This window comes from Streptomyces sp. NPDC046465 (assembly GCF_040646035.1).
Lineage (GTDB): Bacteria > Actinomycetota > Actinomycetes > Streptomycetales > Streptomycetaceae > Streptomyces.
In genome coordinates, this window is the sequence record NZ_JBEYZK010000004.1 from 26,497 (window position 1) to 42,695 (window position 16,199).

The 16,199-nt window shown below is 70.4% G+C and carries 14 protein-coding genes, 1 tRNA gene and 1 pseudogene; 9 read left to right on the top strand and 7 right to left on the bottom strand.

What is annotated here, in order from left to right:
- Window positions 1-178: 178 nt before the first annotated feature.
- Both ABZ953_RS07575 and ABZ953_RS07580 read right to left on the bottom strand, forming a co-directional pair.
- Window positions 179-1,027, bottom strand: a complete 849-nt coding sequence (locus tag ABZ953_RS07575; protein WP_361719225.1) for a glycosyltransferase — start codon at window positions 1,025-1,027, stop codon at window positions 179-181.
- A 193-nt stretch (window positions 1,028-1,220) separates the two neighbouring features.
- The gene (locus tag ABZ953_RS07580) at window positions 1,221-2,777 is read right to left on the bottom strand and encodes an MFS transporter (protein WP_361718325.1); all 1,557 of its coding nucleotides are present in this window, start codon (window positions 2,775-2,777) and stop codon (window positions 1,221-1,223) included.
- 266 nt (window positions 2,778-3,043) lie between these two features.
- Between ABZ953_RS07580 and ABZ953_RS07585 the strand changes: the two genes are divergently transcribed.
- On the top strand, window positions 3,044-3,589 hold the full coding sequence (locus tag ABZ953_RS07585; protein WP_361718328.1) for a YceI family protein: 546 nt from the start codon (window positions 3,044-3,046) through the stop codon (window positions 3,587-3,589).
- Window positions 3,590-3,820: 231 nt separating this feature from the next.
- Here ABZ953_RS07585 and ABZ953_RS07590 read toward each other — a convergent pair whose 3' ends face one another.
- Complete coding sequence (locus tag ABZ953_RS07590; protein ID WP_361718331.1) at window positions 3,821-4,510, bottom strand: GAF and ANTAR domain-containing protein; 690 nt, start codon at window positions 4,508-4,510, stop codon at window positions 3,821-3,823.
- Window positions 4,511-4,650: 140 nt separating this feature from the next.
- Between ABZ953_RS07590 and ABZ953_RS07595 the strand changes: the two genes are divergently transcribed.
- Together ABZ953_RS07595 and ABZ953_RS07600 are read left to right on the top strand one after the other, a co-directional pair.
- Window positions 4,651-5,865, top strand: a complete 1,215-nt coding sequence (locus ABZ953_RS07595; protein WP_361718334.1) for a helix-turn-helix transcriptional regulator — start codon at window positions 4,651-4,653, stop codon at window positions 5,863-5,865.
- Window positions 5,866-6,018: 153 nt separating this feature from the next.
- On the top strand, window positions 6,019-6,660 hold the full coding sequence (locus ABZ953_RS07600) for an HAD family hydrolase (RefSeq protein ID WP_361718337.1): 642 nt from the start codon (window positions 6,019-6,021) through the stop codon (window positions 6,658-6,660).
- Window positions 6,661-6,700: 40 nt separating this feature from the next.
- Here ABZ953_RS07600 and ABZ953_RS07605 read toward each other — a convergent pair whose 3' ends face one another.
- Window positions 6,701-7,246: a flavoprotein gene (locus ABZ953_RS07605; protein WP_361718340.1), complete on the bottom strand. Its 546-nt coding sequence runs from the start codon at window positions 7,244-7,246 to the stop codon at window positions 6,701-6,703.
- Window positions 7,247-7,377: 131 nt separating this feature from the next.
- On the opposite strand from ABZ953_RS07605, the gene ABZ953_RS07610 reads away from it, so the two are divergent.
- The 3 genes from ABZ953_RS07610 (at window position 7,378) to ABZ953_RS07620 (ending at window position 9,392) form a co-directional block, all read left to right on the top strand.
- Window positions 7,378-8,556 (top strand): helix-turn-helix transcriptional regulator, encoded by a 1,179-nt coding sequence (locus ABZ953_RS07610; protein WP_361718343.1) that lies wholly within the window; start codon window positions 7,378-7,380, stop codon window positions 8,554-8,556.
- Window positions 8,557-8,655: 99 nt separating this feature from the next.
- A complete protein-coding gene (locus ABZ953_RS07615) occupies window positions 8,656-9,129 on the top strand; it encodes a hypothetical protein (RefSeq protein ID WP_361718346.1) in 474 nt (157 codons plus the stop codon).
- Window positions 9,126-9,392, top strand: a complete 267-nt coding sequence (locus ABZ953_RS07620; protein ID WP_361718349.1) for a hypothetical protein — start codon at window positions 9,126-9,128, stop codon at window positions 9,390-9,392. The genes ABZ953_RS07615 and ABZ953_RS07620 overlap by 4 nt, the downstream gene beginning before the upstream one ends.
- Window positions 9,393-9,472: 80 nt before the next feature.
- Here ABZ953_RS07620 and ABZ953_RS07625 read toward each other — a convergent pair.
- Window positions 9,473-9,545 (bottom strand) — tRNA-Lys (locus ABZ953_RS07625).
- Between the two features lie 469 nt (window positions 9,546-10,014).
- Between ABZ953_RS07625 and ABZ953_RS07630 the strand changes: the two genes are divergently transcribed.
- Genes ABZ953_RS07630 through ABZ953_RS07640 form a run of 3 tightly spaced genes read left to right on the top strand, consistent with a single transcriptional unit; the run spans window position 10,015 to window position 14,211 of the window.
- Entirely contained in the window at window positions 10,015-11,604 is a 1,590-nt protein-coding gene (locus ABZ953_RS07630; protein ID WP_361718352.1) for an MFS transporter, read from the top strand.
- 3 nt (window positions 11,605-11,607) lie between these two features.
- Complete coding sequence (locus tag ABZ953_RS07635; protein WP_361718355.1) at window positions 11,608-13,548, top strand: DEAD/DEAH box helicase; 1,941 nt, start codon at window positions 11,608-11,610, stop codon at window positions 13,546-13,548.
- 3 nt (window positions 13,549-13,551) lie between these two features.
- Window positions 13,552-14,211, top strand: a complete 660-nt coding sequence (locus ABZ953_RS07640; RefSeq protein WP_361718358.1) for a hypothetical protein — start codon at window positions 13,552-13,554, stop codon at window positions 14,209-14,211.
- Here the strand turns inward: ABZ953_RS07640 and ABZ953_RS07645 are convergent.
- Both ABZ953_RS07645 and ABZ953_RS07650 read right to left on the bottom strand, forming a co-directional pair.
- The gene (locus tag ABZ953_RS07645) at window positions 14,195-15,715 is read right to left on the bottom strand and encodes an amino acid permease (protein WP_361718361.1); all 1,521 of its coding nucleotides are present in this window, start codon (window positions 15,713-15,715) and stop codon (window positions 14,195-14,197) included. The two genes, ABZ953_RS07640 and ABZ953_RS07645, sit on opposite strands and share 17 nt — an antisense overlap.
- Window positions 15,716-15,840: 125 nt before the next feature.
- A pseudogene (locus ABZ953_RS07650) lies at window positions 15,841-16,199 on the bottom strand (RNA helicase); the annotation flags it as partial.

The window sequence follows — 16,199 nt, forward strand, 5'->3', positions numbered from 1 at the left end:
CCGGCACTGGGGGCGTGCGGCCCGGCGCGCTGGGTGGTCTCGGCGATGGGGGCGTGCGGCCCGGCACCGGGGACGTGCGGCCCGGCACCGGGGACGTGCGGTCCGGCACTGGGGGCGTGCGGCCCGGCACCGGGGACGTGCGGCCCGGCGCTGGTGGCGTGCGCCCCCCGTACGCCCCTCAGATCACCGGCGGGCGGCCGAGGCGCGTCAGCCGCCACACCGTGCGCCAGCGCATGGGCCTGCGCTCGCCGCACGGCGTCCGCAGCCCCTCGACGAAGCCGCCCGCCCAGGCGCGCAGGCCCGGCAGAGAGCGGGTGCGGGCGAGGGTGAGGAGGGTCCAGATGCCCAGGTGGACGGGGATCAGTGGGAGCGGGAGGCCGCGGCGGACGAGCCAGACGCGGTTGCGGGCGGTGTTGCGGTAGTAGACGGCGTGCCGGGCCGGGGAGGTCTTGGGATGCTGGAGCAGCAGGGCCGGCTCGTAGAGGATCTTCCAGCCGTCGTCGACGGCCCGCCAGGCCAGGTCGGTCTCCTCGTGCCCGAAGAAGAACTGGGCGGGCCAGGTCCCGGTCCGGGCCAGCATGGGCATGGAGAGGGCGTGCCCGCCGCCGAGGAAGGCGGTGACCAGGCCGCGGCGCATCGGGTCGGTGGCGCGCAGCCGGGGGATGTGGCGGCGCTGCGTCTCGCCCGTCTCGTCGGCGATGCGGAAGCCGACGATGCCCAGGTGCGGGTCGGCGGCGTATAGGTCGCGGATCCGGCGGAAGACGTCGTCCGCGACGAGCAGCCCGTCGTCGTCGAGTTCGATGACGACGTCCACGTCGCCGAAGTCCGCGAGGTGCTCGATGGCGACGTTGCGGCCGCCCGGGCAGCCGAGGTTCTCGTCGAGATCGACGGCGGTCACCTTGCCGGGCAGGGGCGGGAGTTCGGGGAGGGGCGAGCCGTTGCCGACGATGACGACGCGGTCCGCAGGCACGTCCTGCATGGCCACGGACGCGAGCAGCGCGTCGAGTTCTCGGGGGCGGTTGCCCATCGTGATGACGGCGACGCCCAGGCGCGGCAACGGTGGCTGAGGCACTGCGGTCCCTCCAGAGGTGCGAGGTGCGGGGGAAGTCGGCCAGTCAACACCACGGCGCCCCGCGGGGCCGAAGCCGGGCGGGGCGCGGTGGTGTCGTACGAGGGGGCCGGGGGGCCGGGGGCCGGGGGGCCGGGGGGGAGTCGGGTGGTCAGGCGGCCGTGGTCAACTCGCCGCTGTGGGTGGCCTCGTCGTGAGCGTCGGCGAGGGCCTGCTCCTCCGTGAGGCCTTGCTCCCCCGTGGGGGACTTGCTGTCCCGGATGAGGACGAGGGCGAGGATCGCGGCGGCCAGGACACCCGCGGCACCGGTCCAGAAGCTGGCGGACATCGCCTCGGTGAAGGCCTCGCGGGCGGCGGTGGCGAGGGCGTCGTCGCCGGTGGCGGCGGCCAGGGCGAGCGCGTCGGGCACCGAGTGCCCGGCCTGCGCCGGGGCGGAGGCGGGCATGGCGTCGGTGTAGGTGCTGGAGAGGACCGTGCCGAGGACGGCGACGCCGAGGGCCGCACCGGCCTGCTGGACGGTGTCGTTGAGGGCGGAGCCGACCCCGGCGTGCTCGGCGGGCACGGCGCTCATCAGCGCGGCGGTCGCGGCGGGCATCGCGAGGCCGCCGCCGATGCCGATCAGGACCATGGCCGCGGCGAGCATGCCGAACCCGGCGTCCGAGGGCAGGGAGGCGAGGGCGCCGAAGCCCGCGGCGATGACGGCCAGGCCCGCGGCGGTCATGGGGCGGTTGCCGATCTTGCTGCCGAGGGTGGCGCCGACGCCGTTGAAGAGGAGGGTGGCGACGGCCATCGGGGCGAAGGCGATGCCGGTCTTCGCGGGCGAGTAGCCGAGGACGAACTGGAGGTACTGGGTGAGCACCAGCATCAGGCCGCCGTTGGCGAAGGTCAGCAGGACGAGGGAGAAGCTGGCGCCGCTGAAGACGCGGTTGCGGAAGAGCGAGAGCGGCACCATCGGCGCCTCGGTCCGGATCTCCCAGATCACGAAGGCCACCAGGGCGACGACCGCGACGCCGAGCGAGAGCTGCGTACGGGTGTCGGCCAGGCCGACCTCGGCGGCCTCGATGATCGTCCAGACGAGCGCGGTCATGCCGACCATCGACAGGACCATGCCGAGCGGGTCGGCCTTGCGGGCGGGGCCCTTGGACTCGGGCATCAGGACGAGGGCGGCGACGATGGCGAGCCCGGCGATCGGGACGTTCATCAGGAAGACCGCGCCCCACCAGAAGTGGGCGATCAGGACGCCGCCGAGCACGGGACCGCCGACCAGGCCGACCACGGCCACCGCGCTCCAGGCACCGATGGCCTTGCGGCGCTCCTCGTCGTCGAAGACGGTGATGAGGATCGACAGCGTGCTGGGCATGATCAGGGCGCCGCCGACGCCCATCAACACCCGTCCGGCGATGAGCTGTTCGGGGTTCTGGGCGACGGTGGCCAGGAGGGACGCCGCGCCGAAGAGGATGAGCCCCACGATCATCACGCGCCGCCGCCCGAACCGGTCGGAGAGGCTGCCCGCGGTGAGCAGCAGTCCGGCGAAGACCAGGATGTACGACTCGATGATCCACTGGATGTCCTGGGCGTCCGCGCCCAGGTCCTCGGCGATGGGCGGGACCGAGACGGTCAGGACCATGTTGTCGACGACCAGGACGAGCGTGCTCAGGCAGAGCACGATCAGGATGAGCCAGCGGCGCGGATCGCGGCGTACTTCCATCGTGAAACCCCCAGGACGTAGACGTAGGCGGCACATCCGTTGAGTACGGCGTGCTCTCGTTGCGAACACTGTACGCACTGCGCACGGCGTGCGCAACAAGCGAACGCCGTGCGTCCTTCTTAACTCCACTTGACTCGGGGTGGTTTGGCGCTGGAGCAGCCCGAACACGCGTCGTCACCGGCGGTATCGTCGCCCCCAGACGCGCCCCATCCAGTGACCGGTTGCACCCAGCGCTTACCGCCCCCTCTGACCAGGAGTGACCAAGCATGCCAACCATCACCGAGCTCAGCGAGCTCAGCGGCGAGTACGTCCTCGACACCGAGCGCACCCGGATCGGGTTCATCGGCAAGCACTCCGTGGGGCCTCAAGTACGGGGCGAATTCGAGGAGTTCGAGGGCAGCGCGCACCTCGACGGCGACACCCCGTCGAAGTCCGGCATCCAGCTCACGCTCCGGTCGCAGAGCCTCCAGACCCGCAACCGGATGCGCGACGACCCGCTGCGCGCCAAGTTCCTGGACGCGGCCAACCACCCCGTCATCACCTTCACCTCGACCGAGGTGGAGCACGTGGACGGCAGCCGCTTCAGGGTCACCGGTGATCTGACCCTCAGGGGTACGACCAGGCCGCTCACCCTCGACGTCGAGACGACCGGCGGCGAGAACGACGCGCAGGGCCGCCTCCGGGTCGGCTTCCGGGGCAGCGTCACGATCAACCGCAAGGACTGGGGCGCGACCGCGAACGCCGTGGACACGTTGATCGTCAGCTCGAAGGTGACGGTGGAGTTCGAAGTCGCGGCGGTCCGTCAGCCCTGAGAGGTGGCCCCTCAGCCCTGAGAGGTGGTCCGTCAGCCCTGAGCGGCTGCCGTCGAACCCCCGTCCTCGTACATCCTCGTACAAAACCGTATGTGTGAGGTGTGCGAGGAGGGGGACCTGGGAGACAGGTCCGGGCCCGGCAGCGTTCCTCTGGAGGGCCGGTCCGGCCAGGTTCCTCCGGTTCGGCAGAGAGCCGGGGGAGCCGCGCGTTCGGGCCCGGTCACATGATGGTCATACGACGCCGCCCTGCTCACAGACCTGCCGCGCGACGTCCCGCAACTTCATGTTGTGCTCCTGCGAGAAGCGGCGCAGCACGTCGAACGCCTCGTCCTCGGTGATGCGGTGGCGGCCCATGAGGATGCCCATGGCCTCGCCGATGGAGTGCCGGGTGGCGACGGCCTGCGAGAGCTGGGCGTGCCCGCGAGCGCTGGAGAAGGCCACGGCGGCGTGCGAGGCCAGCAGCCATCCCGCGACCTCGCTGGCTTCCGTGAAGGCCCCCGAACGCCGGGAGTAGAGATTGAGGGCACCCAGCTCCTCGTCCTCGGTGAAGAGCAGGAAGCCCATCATGCTGCCCACGCCGAGCGCGTGGGCGCGAGGAGCGTAGGCGGGCCAGTGGGGCTGCTCCGCCGCGAGGTCGGCGATCCGGAACACACGCTCGCCCCGTACCCTGCGGGCGGCGTCGAAACAGGGCCCCTCCCCCAGCGCCTCCTGCAACTGGTCACTGTCGACGACGAGTTGCTCGGTGGACGCCAGCGTGGCCACCTTCTTGCCGCGCAGCACGAGGATCCCCGCCGCGTCGCAGCCGTCCACCAGCTCGACGGCGGACAGGGAGATCTGCCGCAGCGTGGCCTCGACGGACTCCTGCGCCAACAGGTCCCGCGCCATGGAGGCCATCTGCAACGCGAACCCACGCCAGTCCATGAACGCCCCGCCCTTCCCGTACTCGGCCCCTCCGGCCAGCCTGCCATGGGCGTGGGCGGGAGGGGTCGGGCTTCACGTATGGGGCCACTTTTCGGGGGCGGGCGACGAGTCCGGGCGACCCGGCGGCGTACCGTGGCGGCGTGGCAGACGACGATCTGGCGCGGACCCTCCGGCGCTTGCGCCGCCTGACCTCCCTGACTCAGGAGGAGCTGGCGGAGCGCTCCGACGTGAGTGTCGACGTGATCCGCCAGCTCGAACAGCGGCGCAAGCATTCGGCGCGACTGCCCACGCTGCACGCCCTGGCCAACGGACTCGGCGTGGAGCTGACGACGCTGCTCGGCGACCCTCCCGCCGTCAGCTCGACCGGCGAGAACGACGGCCCCCGCTTCGTGGCGGTACGGCGCGCCGTCATGCCTGCGCTCTGGGGGCCCGCGCCGAAGCCACCGGGCCCCGATTTCTCCCTGGACCGCCTGCGCGAACAGATCGCGGACGGCTGGACGCAGTACCACGCCGCCGAGTTCGACTCCGTAATGAAGACGCTGCCCGACATGATCGCGGACGCACGTTCAGCCACGGTGGCGGGCGACGACGCCGACCGGGGCGCCGGTTCCGCAGCGCTCGGCAAGGCCCTCCAGCTCGCCGGTCACGTAGCCGTACGAATGGGGAAGACTGACCTCGCACTGATCAGCCTGGAGCGAGCCATAGACGCTGCCGGCCAGTCCCCCGACCCCTTGCTCCGCCCCATGATCGTCAACTCCGTCGCATGGACGTACCAGCGGCAGGGGCGCCTCGCCGACGCCATGAGCATTGCCCTGCACGCCGCCGCCGACATCGAGGACAAAGGCGGCACCGGGACCGCTGACGGCCTGAAGGTCTGGGGCGCGTTGACCATGTCCGCCGCCACGTCGGCCGCACGCGGCAACGACTACGCGCGGGCAGCCGAGTTGATGGAGCACGCCGAGGCCGAAGCCGCCCGTGTGGCCAAGCTGCCGCAGGGCAGCGACAGCCGTATGGTCAGCGTCTTCAGCCCGTCTTCCGTACGGATCGAACGCGTTCGGCTAGCCGTTCAGTACGGGTACCCCGAGCAGGCCCTGACGCTCGCGAAGGGCATGCGGCTGAGCAAGGACGTCCCACCGTCCTGGCGAACGTGGCTGCTGCTGGACGTGGCCCGCGCACACACCGACCTCGGCGACGCGACGGGGGCGGTGAAGGCCCTGGAGTCCCTCCGCCGTGTCGCCCCGACATGGATGCAGCACCACACTTTGGCGGTGGCCATCGTCCGCGATCTGTGGTCGCTCCCCAACCACCCGGCCGGGCTGGGCTCGTTGGCCGGGTTCCTGGGCGTCAGCGAATAGCGGTTCAGCGAATTGCGGTTCAGCGAATAGCGTCGAAAACTGGCCTGCACCGGGCGGCGCGGACCTGCACCGGCGGCGAGCCGGGCCCCGCACTGGCCGTCGCCTCCCTGGTCCACGCCCACGCCGCTCACCCACTCCCACTAGGGTCGCCGGATGATCCGCACCGTCGCATTCGACGTAGGTGAGACCCTCGTCCGCGACGACCGCTCCTGGGCATCGTGGGCCGACTGGCTGAGCGTGCCCCGGCACACTGTGTCCGCGCTCGTCGGCGCCGTTGTCGCGCGAGGGAAGGACAACGCCGAGGCGCTGCGCCTGATCCGGCCGGGCATCGACGTCGGCGCCGAGTACCGCGCCCGCGAGGAAGCAGGCCGGGGCGAAGACCTCAATGAGAGCGACGTGTACGCCGACGTCCGCCCCGCGCTCGGCACGCTCCGCGCCCGAGGCGTCCGTGTCGTCATCGCGGGCAACCAAACGGTGCGCGCAGGCGAGTTGCTGCACGCCCTCCGCCTACCCGCGGACCTGATCGCGACCTCCGGGGAGTGGGGCGTCGTCAAGCCGTCCCGCGCGTTCTTCGAGCGGCTCGTCACTGAGGCCGGTGGACCCGCCGAGGACATCCTCTACGTGGGTGACCACCCGCAGAACGACGTGTTCCCCGCACGAGCGGCCGGGCTGCGCACTGCACATCTGCGCCGGGGCCCGTGGGGGTACCTGTGGGCAGAGGACCCCGAAGTGATCACAGCTGCGGACTACCGGATCAATTCGCTCATGGACCTGGTGAGCATCGCTACGAGTTGATCACCAACAAACCGGACCGCCTACCTCATGAGCCCTTTCGTCACGCCTTCTCCGCCCGCCGCCTCGCAGCATCGAGAGCAACGTCCCAGGGGTACCCCTTCGGCTTTCCGGAGCCCGGCGGGTTGGGCTCGAACGCTCCCTCGCCGTACAGAACCGTGACGCCCTGCTCGCGCAACTCCGTGACGCTGCGGTCGAGTTGCCGGTGTCGGGCGTAGGCCGCGTTCACGCACGGCATCGTCACGGTGGGGGTGCCCTTGCCGATGCCCTCGGCGACGACCCCGACCACGAACGACGACGTGATGCCCTGCGCCCAGGCATTGATCGAGTTGAACGTCGCCGGGGCGAAGAGGATCACGTCTGCCTGGGGCCAGACGTCCGGTTCGCCGGGGAGCTTGTACTCGCTGCGTACAGGGTGCCCGGTCAGCGCGGCCAGCCCGTCGAGACTGTCGCCGACCCACCGGGCTGCGGTCGGCGTCAGGCCGAGGCAGACGTCCCACCCATCCGCCTGCGCTCCTTCGATCACCTTCGCCACGTCGAACACGGGGGGCGCCGCCGAGCCGAACAGGTACAGGGTCCGTGAGGTCATGCCCCATCCCAACCCGGGCGGTCGGCAGCATGCAACTGTCCCTGACCCGGGTGCATCAGGGGCAGATGCCGGTCCAGCGCTCCGCAGCGCGGGTACCGTTCCAGGTGGCAGGTCAGGAACGGAGTTCCGTTATGCCCCGAGACGACCACCCCGGCGCCCGCATCGCGAAGTACCGGAAGCTGGCCGGATACACGCAGAGCGGCTTGGCCCTGAAGATCGGTTACTCGTACAGCCTCATCCATCAGGTAGAAGGTGGTCACAAAGCGGCGAGCCCCGACTTCACGGCGGCCTGTGCTCGGGCACTGCGCGTGGACGTGACCACCCTGACAGGGCAGCCGTACATGACCGAGTTGCAACAGGACCGCCTCGCCGAGCTGATCCGGCCCATTCGCGAAGCGCTCGACCTGTACGACCTCGGCGCCGACTCCGATATCGCCGTGCGCGAAACCTCCCGGCTTCCGGCCGCCGCAGACGCCCTGTGCCAGCAAGTACGGGCGACCCAGCTCAACAAGGCCGCACGGGCATTGCCCCACCTGATCGCCGAACTGACGACGGCCGCCCACCGAACCCCCTCCACCGAACTCTGGGCCGCCCTCGGATCCACGTACCGCACTGCCCACGACATCACGGTCAAACTCGGCTTCTACGACCTGTCCACGATCGCCCTCGATCGCATGGACTGGGCTGCGCAGCGAGCATCCGACCCGGTGCTCTCGGCCGTACGCCAGTACATGCGCGGGCTCGTCTACCACCGCGAGGGCGAGCACACCATCGGGCTCCGTCTCGTTGACGCCGGCCACCAACTCCTCGGCCAGGCCGATGAAACGTCGACGTCCTTGGCCGTCGCAGGCCAATTGCACCTGGGCGCCACGGTCATCGCCGCCCGCGCTCGTGACGAGGACGCGGTGACGACCCACTTGCGCGAAGCCCGGCAGATCGCCGACCGGGTCGGTGACGTCGAGCACGTCCACTGGCTGTCATTCGGGTCCACGAACTGGGCCGCACACGAACTGTCGGCGCTCACGGAGATGGGGCACCACGGCAAGGCCGTGGAAAGGGCCAGGGAAATCCACATCCCAGAGTCATGGCCCACTTCCCGCAGTGCGCACGTGTGGATCGACCGTGGACGCTCGGAGATGGAGACCGGCCGCGCCGAAGCGGCGCTGGCCTCGATCACGAAGGCACGCGAGTTGGCGCCCCAACAGACGCGGTATCACCCGGGCGCACGCGCGACGATCGAGGGGATCGTGCATCACCAGCGCAAGACGCCGGACGCCTTGGGGTACATGTCCGCGTGGCTCGGCCTGTGACGCTCGCTGTCACTTAAGAGTGACAGTTACTGCCTTCACAGGTCAGCACCCTTGTCTCAGAGCTGATCACTGACGGCAGGGGCAGACGTGGATACCCGGATGACGAACATGGCCCTCTCGGAATGGCTGGCGCGCTCGCAGCGAGAACCCGAGCAAGCCCGTCGGGAATGGACGGACACCGGTGTCGCCCTGCTCCCGCTGGGCCGACGGTTCGACGCGGTCCGTCTGCCCGAGCGTCTCGTGCACGCGGCAGTACGCACTGCCGTCCCGCACGAGGTCACCGCGCAGCTCACCCGGCTCCTTGACGGGCCCGTGATCTACGACGGGCGGACGATGGGCGGCACGTACTACGCCCTGACGAGACGGCGCCGCAAGGGCACGTGGCGCCACCAGGACATCGCGGCCTGGCTGGGCACCGGCACCTACCTAGGCGTGCCGAAGCTCGCCCGCACGGAGCCGCCCGGTACGCACTGGGTGGTGGTACCCCGCTTCGAGGGAGACCTGTGCGAACCCCTCGCCGTGACCGCCCTCATCGTCACCGGCCGGTCCGCCGACCAGGAGGCCGGGCAATGAACACCCCCACTACTCCCACCGCCCCGACCACGGCGGAACGCCGCGAACAGCTCACCTACCAGAGCTACCTCGCCCACCTCGACGCCTGCGACCCCTGCCAGACGGAGGTGACCCCCTGCACGGAAGGCGTCCGGATACGGCGCGCCCTCCGAGCCGCCCGAACAGCCGCCGTCACCATCAACGGCCACACCTTCGACACGGGCGCCGACGAAGACTGCCCGTGTCGCCGCGAGCCCCGACTCGCCGTGGAAGCGACTCCCTGAGAGCGGCACGGGCGCGGGCCCGCAGGCCCCGAAAACGACTACGACCCCCGGTCAGATCGCTCTGACCAGGGGTCGATTCGTGGGCCGCGTGGGACTCGAACCCACAACCTACAGATTAAAAGTCTGCTGCTCTGCCAATTGAGCTAGCGGCCCGCCCGCCCAGCATAGCCGTACGGTCGGACTGCCCTCACAGGCTTATCCGAGTCGGGCGCGCCCGGCTCCGACCGGGCGACCCGGGCCTGCCGCCGGGGGACCGGGACGCGGTCCGGACGCGATCCGGACGAGCGGTCGTCGCGGCCGAGGCACACACCGCGCCCCGCACACCACCCTCCGCGAAGGAATCCGAGGAACTCAGAAATTGACACCAGGACTTCGGCATGCCCCCGGCCGCTCGGCAATAGCGGAAAGTAATTCATGGGTCGGGAATTGACAGAGCCCGCCACGGCATGCCCTCGGTGACCTGCTAAAACCTTCGCATTGCCGGTCACCCGGGAATTGACAGGAGTGTTGTGCCATGCCCCCGATACCCCGTCAAAAAAGTTTCCTTTTTTTAATTGACACGGGTGCGGTGATTGCCTACGGTCCATTCGACAGATTTCATCGGACCCACCCAAGGGAATTCATGAGCACATCTCCAACGCTGCCGAAGTCCAGGCAGCAGTCGATCCTCGCCGTCCTCATGGTGTGCTCGCTGCTGATCTGGCTGGACAACACCGTCCTGAGTACCGCCCTCGAGACCCTCGCCGACCCGGTCCGCGGCCTCGACGCAGGCCCCGCCGAGCTGCAGTGGGCCACCGGCTCGTACACCCTGGCCTTCGCCACGTTGATGTTCACCGCGGGCGCCCTCGGCGACCGCTTCGGTCACCGGACGGTGCTCGTCGCGGGATTGGTCGTATTCGCCGGGTCCTCGATATGGGCGGCGTACGCGGGAGACGCCGGGCAGCTGATTGCCGCGCGTGCCGCGATGGGTGTCGGCAGCGCGCTGATCATGCCCGGAAACCTCGCGATCCTCATGTGGACCTTCACCGGTCCCGCGCGGTCGACCGCGATCGCCATTTCCTCGACGTCCGCCGGTGTCGGAATGGCCGCGGGCCCGGTCCTCGCCGGGTTCCTGCTCGACCATTTCTGGTGGGGCTCGGTCTTCCTGGTCAATGTCCCGGTCGTGATCGTGGCGCTCATCGGAATCACCGTACTGGTCCCGAATTTCCGCAGCCCCGTCCCGCGTCCGCTGGACGGCGCCGGAATGCTCCTTTCGATCACCGGACTCGCCGCCCTCGCCTATGGCCTGATCCGCGCAGGCCAGGTGGCCGCCTGGGGCCGTACGGACGTCTGGGCGCCGATCGCCGTCGGCATCGTCCTGCTGATCGCCTTCGTCCTGGTCGAACTGCGGATCAAGGTGCCGAGCTTCGACCCCCGACTGCTCGCGCAGCGCACCTTCGGCGGCGGCAACGTCGCCCTCGGCCTGCTCCTCTTCGCCGTGACCGCCGTGACCTTCTACAACGCGTTCTACCTCCAGGGCGCGCGCGGCTACTCACCGATGGAGGCGGGCCTCGCGTCCCTCCCGACCGCGGTCGGCGCGACCCTCGGAGCACCCGTCGGCGCACGTCTGGTGCGGCGCTGGCCGCTCCGGCTCGTCAGCGCACCGGCGCTCGTCGTGGCGGCACTGACCATGGGTGCGTACGGGTTCTTCGGTCTTGACACCCCGCTCGTCTGGATCGAGATCCTCGTATTGGTCCAGGGCCTCACGGTCGGCATGGTGCTCGGCCCGGTGACCGCGGCACTGATCAGCTCCCTGCCGCTGGAGCGGGCGGGCGCCGGATCGGCCGTCACCAACACCGTGCGGCAGACCGGCAGCGTGATCGGCATCGCGGTCGGCGGCACGATCATGTCGATCGTCTACCGGCGCGCGATCGAGCCCTCGCTCGACGGCGTCCCCGGGTCGGTACGGGACCGGGCGCAGGTCTCCGCCGAACAGGCCAGGCACGTCGCCACCGAGACCCACCGGCCCGCTCTGGCGCACGCCGCCGATGACGCGTTCATCCACGCCATGCACGTCGGCGCGGTCTGGATCATGCTGATCGCCCTCGGCGCAGCAGCGGTGCTCGTGTTCTCCCTGCGTACTGGCCCCAGCGAGAAGCGGGCGCAGAAGCACGAGAAGCCGGACCCCGTAAACCAACCCTCGTACGACGCCGACAACGTGAGCAGCCGCTGACTCATGGGAAAGGGAAACGGACAGAGCCTCACCGGCGGCGTGCTCGCCAGCCGGACACTCGACAGCCGGACACTCGGCAGCCGGACACTCGACAGCCAGGTACAGGCCACCTACCTCCCCGACCGGCACATGTTCGCCCTGTGGACCTGGTCGGGCCGCACCGTGGGCGCGGCCCCGCCGGTCGGGGAGAGCGGGACCGTTCCCCTGGTCGTCCCCACCCCGGACCTCGACGGGTTCGAGGTGGCCGACGTCGACTGCGCGCTGGTCGAGCCGGACCGGCTCGCCGACGCACCCCTCGAATCGCCCGGCCACTCCGTGGACGTCTGGCGGGCACGGATCGCGGGCGGCGGCGACGCGCGGCCCCTGCCGATCGCCGCGCACGCCGTGCCCGACGCCACCGGTGTCGCCATGACGACGGCGGAGCACGCCGCCGCCGTCTTCCGGCACACCGACGCCGTCGCGGGCGAGCTGCGCACGGCGCTCACCGCCACGCTGCGGCCGTATCAGATACGGGGCGTGAGCTGGCTGCGCGAGACCGTCGAGGCGCACGGCGGCGCGGTGCTCGCCGACGAGATGGGGCTCGGCAAGACGCTGCAAACCATCGGCTGTCTCGCCGGACGCGCCGGGCAGGGGCCGCAGTTGGTGGTCTGCCCGACGTCCCTGGTCGGCAACTGGGCCCATGAGATCGCGCGGTTCGCACCGGATCTGCGGACGGTGACCTGGCGTGGCGGTCCGCTGCCGAAGGTCGACGGCGGCACGGGGGTCGGCGGTACGGGGGACGGTGGCACAGGGGACGGCGGCACAGGGGACGGCGGCACGGTGGTCCTGACCGGCTACCCGACGCTGCGCACGCACGGCCCCGCCCTGGCCGGGCAGCGCTGGATCACCGCCGTCTTCGACGAGGCGCAGGTCCTGAAGAACCCTCGTACGCAGGTGTCGAAGGCCGCCCGGGGCATCGCGGCCGACGCCCGCGTCGCCCTGACCGGCACGCCCGTCGAGAACCACCTCGAGGAGCTCTGGGCGCTGCTCAACCTGGTCGCGCCGCAACTCTTCGCGCACAAGACACAGTTCCGGCGCCGCTTCGCCCGGCCGATCGCGGAGGGCTCCCGGGCCGCCGCGAGCCGGTTGCGCGGCGCCATCGAGCCGATCGTGCTGATGCGGAAGAAGGCACAGGTCGCGGGGTCGCTCCCGCCCAAGATCCACGCCGACCTGATCTGCGACCTCACCGAAGAACAGCAACAGGTGTACGACCGGCTGCTCGACCAGGTGATCGACGACGGCTTCGGCATCGGCGCGCAGCGCCGCACCAGGATCCTCGCCGCCCTCACCTCGCTCAAGCAGGTCTGCAACCACCCGGGCCTGATCACCGGTGACCTCGGGGAGCTGTCGGGCAGGTCGGGGAAGCTCGACCTCTGCACCGACATCGTGGCCACCAACCTGGATACCGGATCCAGGCTGGAGACCGGCTCCCCGACGCTGGTCTTCACCCAGTACCGGCAGACCGGCGAGCTCCTTGTGCGCCACTTCCACGAGCAGTTCGGCGTGGCGGTGCCGTTCTTCCACGGCGGCCTCGACCAGGCGCAACGGGCCGACATCGTCGAGCGGTTCCAGGCCGACGGCGGCCCGAAGGTCCTGGTGCTCAGCCTGAAGGCCGGCGGCACCGGGCTCACCCTCACCCGCGCCGCCGACGTCATCCACTTCGACCGTTGGTGGAACCCGGCCGTGGAGGCGCAGGCCTCCGACCGCGTCCACCGCATCGGGCAGACCCGTACCGTCACCGTCACCACGCTGACCACGGGCACCACCGTCGAGGAGCACATCGCGGCGATGCACGCGCGCAAGTCCGCGCTCTCCGACATCACGGACATGTCCGGCGTCGGTGAACTGGCCCGCCTGGACGACGACCGCCTCATCGCGATCCTGCGCCGGAAGCGAGACAGCTGACAGATGCCCGACAACGATTTCGGATACACCGTATGGGGCAGGGACTGGGTCCGGCTCGCCGAGCCGTTGCGCCAGACCCGTCCCGATCCGCGGCTGCCGCGTGCGCGCAGGATGGCGCGCGACGAGAAGGTGCGGGTCACGCTCGACGGCCGGACCGTGCGCGCCGACGTCCGGCACGGTCGCAAGCCCTCGACGGCGACCATCGAGGTGGCGCCGATGTCCCGGGAGGCGGCCGCCGGGATCTCCCGCCACCTGAGCGGCGGCGGTCAGCCCGCCCTCACCGACGAGCTGTACCGCGAGATCACCGCCGCGGGCCACCCACCGGCCCCGACGCTCATCACCGCCGACTGCTCCTGCTCCGGCGCGGGCGCGGGCCTGATCCTGGCGGAGGCCCCCCGCTGCATCCACGTCCTCGCCGTCTTCTACGAGATGGCGCGCCGCGTCGACGACGATCCCCGGGTCGCCCTCGACATCCAGGGCTTCTTCCGCGCAGCGCCGGACGGCGGAGGCGGCGATACCGGTACGAAGGGCTCAAAATGCACCGCCGTATCCACCACCGAGTCCACCACCGCATCCCCCGCCGCATCCAACGCCGTGAGGCCACAGCGATGGATCGCCTTCAACACTCTCGACCCGGCCGACTACTTCACGGTCGCCGAGTAGTCGGATTCGCCCGCGCAGCGTCCCGCGCCCGCGTGCGGGCGTGGTCCGGATTGAGGAACCAGTGCCGGGCCGACGCCAGCCACCAGACCGCCGCGAAGCCGAGGACGACGAGGACCGCGATCGGGGCGTAGTTGAAGGTCTCCCAGGTGACCGGCGAGACCTGCGGCAGCATGAAGAGGACGGTGATCACGCCGACCCATGCCACCGCGACGATGCCGATGGGACGCGACCAGCGGCCCAGGTGCCAGGGCCCGCGCTCGAACGCGTCGCCCTTGCGCAGCCGCAGGAGGGTCGGAATGACGTACGCGATGTAGAGCCCGATGACGGCGATGGACGTCACCGCCGCGTACGCCGTGACATTGATCAGGTACGGCAGGCCGAGGACGAGGGCGCCGAGCGCGGCCAGCCACACCGCCGCGACCGGGGTCCGCGTGCGCGGGTCGACCGAGTGCCAGACGCGCGAGAAGGGCAGCGCTCCGTCCCGCGAAAAGGCGTAGATCATACGGGAGTTGGCGGTCACGGAGGCCATTCCGCAGAAGAGCTGCGCGCCGATGACGACGAGCAGAAGCAGCTTGCCCGAGGTCGCCCCGAGCGCGTCGAGCAGAATCTGCGCGGGCGGCGCCCCCGTCGCCGACTCACGGGCCCCGTCGTACGACTGGATGGCGAAGGTGAAGCCGAGGAGCAGGACGAAGCCCGCGATCCAGGACGTCCAGATGGACCGCACGATGCCCTTGGGCCCGGCGGTGGACGCTTCGTGGGTCTCCTCCGTCATATGGGCGGAGGCGTCGTACCCGGTGAAGGTGTACTGGGCCATGAGCAGCCCGATGAGCGCCACGTACAGCCCGCTTCCCCAGCCGGTGTTGTTGACGAACTCGGTGAAGACGAAGGTCGCCGACTGGTGTGAGTCGGGTGAGAAGGCGAGCGCACCGACGATCACGGCCACTCCGGCCACGTGCCACCACACGCTCACGCTGTTGAGCAGCCCGACGATCCGCACACCGAAGGTGTTGAGCAGCCCGTGCAGCACGAGGATCGCGGCGAACAACAGAACCGTCCGCTCCTCGGTGACCCGGAAGTCGAACTGCAGATTCAGATAGGCCCCCAGGAACGAGGCCGCACCGAAGTCGATCCCCGCGGTGACGGCGACCTGCCCGAGCACGTTGAACCACCCCGTGAACCAGGCCCACGCGGCCGCGGTCCGGGACGGCGCGAGCCGGTGCGCCCAGAAGTACAGCCCGGCGGAGGTCGGATAGGCGGAACAGATCTCCGCCATGGCGAGCCCCACGAACAACGTCATGAGGCCGACCCCGACCCACCCCCAGGTGATCAGGGCGGGCCCACCGGTGTTCATCCCGAACAGATACATGGTGAGACACCCGGAAAGCACCGAGATGATCGTGAACGAGACCGCGTAGTTCGAGAACGCGGACATCCGCCGCGCGAGAACCTGGGTGTAGCCGAGCTGGGCGAGGCGTTCCTCGTCGGATCCTGGTGGTGGTTTCATGCCCGAGCGTTGCCCAGGACAGGGACATGACATGCGTCACATTCGGCTGAAGCCCGGCCACCCCGGCACGCCGAAGGGCCCACCCCGTACGGGATGGGCCCTCAGGTTCAACTGTTCAGCAGGCGTCAGCCGTTGCGCTTCCAGCGCGGCTTGTCGTCGCGGCGGCCGAAGGAGCCGGTGCCCGTGCCGGTGCCGGACGTGCCCGAGTTGCGGTTGTACGACGGGCGGTCGTGGCCGCCGGAGCGGAAGCCGCCCGAGCCGCTCGACGGGCGGTCGTCGCGGCGGTCACGGTTGAAGGGACGGTCGCTGCCGCGGTGGCCGCCGGAGGGGCGGTCGTCGCGGCGGAAGCCGGTGCCCGAGCCGCCACCACGGTTGTCGTCACGACGGTCGCGGTTGAAGCCGCCGCCGCCACCGCGGTTGTCGTCGCGGCGGAAGCCGCCACCGTTGCCGCCACGGTCGTCACGACGCTCGAAAGAACGGCCAC

Excerpts from the sequence above, each read along its gene's own strand:
- ABZ953_RS07575 (WP_361719225.1), bottom strand. The coding sequence starts at position 1,027 with ATGGGCAACCGCCCCCGAGAACTCGACGCGCTGCTCGCGTCCGTGGCC.
- ABZ953_RS07580 (WP_361718325.1), bottom strand. The coding sequence starts at position 2,777 with ATGGAAGTACGCCGCGATCCGCGCCGCTGGCTCATCCTGATCGTGCTC.
- ABZ953_RS07585 (WP_361718328.1), top strand. The coding sequence starts at position 3,044 with ATGCCAACCATCACCGAGCTCAGCGAGCTCAGCGGCGAGTACGTCCTC.
- ABZ953_RS07590 (WP_361718331.1), bottom strand. The coding sequence starts at position 4,510 with ATGGACTGGCGTGGGTTCGCGTTGCAGATGGCCTCCATGGCGCGGGAC.
- ABZ953_RS07600 (WP_361718337.1), top strand. The coding sequence starts at position 6,019 with ATGATCCGCACCGTCGCATTCGACGTAGGTGAGACCCTCGTCCGCGAC.
- ABZ953_RS07605 (WP_361718340.1), bottom strand. The coding sequence starts at position 7,246 with ATGACCTCACGGACCCTGTACCTGTTCGGCTCGGCGGCGCCCCCCGTG.
- ABZ953_RS07610 (WP_361718343.1), top strand. The coding sequence starts at position 7,378 with ATGCCCCGAGACGACCACCCCGGCGCCCGCATCGCGAAGTACCGGAAG.
- ABZ953_RS07615 (WP_361718346.1), top strand. The coding sequence starts at position 8,656 with ATGACGAACATGGCCCTCTCGGAATGGCTGGCGCGCTCGCAGCGAGAA.
- ABZ953_RS07620 (WP_361718349.1), top strand. The coding sequence starts at position 9,126 with ATGAACACCCCCACTACTCCCACCGCCCCGACCACGGCGGAACGCCGC.
- ABZ953_RS07630 (WP_361718352.1), top strand. The coding sequence starts at position 10,015 with ATGAGCACATCTCCAACGCTGCCGAAGTCCAGGCAGCAGTCGATCCTC.
- ABZ953_RS07635 (WP_361718355.1), top strand. The coding sequence starts at position 11,608 with ATGGGAAAGGGAAACGGACAGAGCCTCACCGGCGGCGTGCTCGCCAGC.
- ABZ953_RS07640 (WP_361718358.1), top strand. The coding sequence starts at position 13,552 with ATGCCCGACAACGATTTCGGATACACCGTATGGGGCAGGGACTGGGTC.
- ABZ953_RS07645 (WP_361718361.1), bottom strand. The coding sequence starts at position 15,715 with ATGAAACCACCACCAGGATCCGACGAGGAACGCCTCGCCCAGCTCGGC.